We start from the raw sequence: 1,322 nt of genomic DNA on the forward strand, positions 1-1,322 counted from the left end.
GCCCGCCCTGGTCGAGGCCGCCGCGGACCGGTGGCCGGAGGCCGTCGCGCTGAGCGCGGACGGCCTGGAGCTGACCTACGCCGAGGCCGAGGCGCACGCCAACCGCCTCGCCCACCGGCTGATCGCGCGCGGCGCCGGCCCCGGGGAGACCGTCGCCCTGCTGCTGCCCCGCTCGGCGGACACCGTGCTCGCCGAACTGGCGGTGGCGAAGACCGGCGCCGCCTTCCTCCCCGTCGACCCGCACTACCCCGAGGAGCGGATCGGGGCGATGCTGCGCGACGCGGCGCCCGCACTGACCCTGGACGCCAAGGAGGTCGCCGAGCTGCTCGCCGCCGACCCCGACGGCGCCCCCGGCCACCGCCCCACCGACGCCGACCGCACCCGCCCGCTCGACCCGGACGACCCCGCCTACGTCATCTTCACCTCCGGCTCCACCGGCACCCCCAAGGGCGTCGTGGTCACCCACCGGGGCCTCGCCGCCTTCGCCGCCGCCGAGGCCGCCCACTACCAGGTGGCCCCAGGGGACCGGGTGCTGGCCTTCGCCACCCCCAGCTTCGACGCCTCCGTGCTCGAACTGTGCCTGGCCCTGCCGCACGGCGCCCGGCTGGTGGTGCCCGAGCCCGGACCGCTGCTCGGCGCCCACCTGGCCGAACTGCTCCGGGCGGAGCGGATCACCCACACCCTGCTGCCGCCCGCCGCCCTCGCCACCCTGCCGGCCGACACCCCCGGCAGCCTGCCCGCGCTGAAGACCCTGATCGTCGGCGCGGAGGCCTGCGGCCCCGACCTGGTCGCCCGCTGGGCCCCGCACCACCGGATGGTCAACTCCTACGGCCCCACCGAGGCCACCGTCGTCGCCACCTGGTCCGCGCCGCTCACCGCCGACGGCGCCGCCCCGCCGATCGGCCGCCCGCTGCCCGGCACCGGCGCGTACGTCCTGGACGCCCGGCTGCGGCCGGTGCCCGACGGCGTCCCCGGCGAACTGTGGCTGAGCGGACCGGCCCTGGCCCGCGGCTACCTCGGCCGCCCCGGCCTGACCGCCGCCCGCTTCACCGCCGACCCGTACGGGCCGCCCGGCGGCCGGATGTACCGCACCGGCGACCTGGTGCGCCGCGACCGCCACGGCGAACTGCACTACCTGGGCCGCACCGACCACCAGCTCAAGCTGCGCGGCCACCGGATCGAGGCGGGCGAGGTGGAGGCCGTGCTGGCGCGCCACCCGGCCGTCCTGGCGGATCCGGCTCCGGTTCGCCGACGCCGGCTCGCTGGCCGCCGCCGCCGTCCTGTTCCCGTACGCCACGGCCGACACCGAGGCGCTGCGGCTG

The 1,322-nt window shown here is 78.5% G+C and carries 1 protein-coding gene; it reads left to right on the plus strand.

What is annotated here, in order from left to right; genetic code table 11:
• A partial coding sequence (locus ACWDCZ_RS41465) for an amino acid adenylation domain-containing protein (RefSeq protein WP_449818742.1) occupies positions 1-1,322 on the plus strand: 1,322 nt, incomplete at both ends.

This window comes from Kitasatospora sp. NPDC001225 (genome assembly GCF_053597855.1).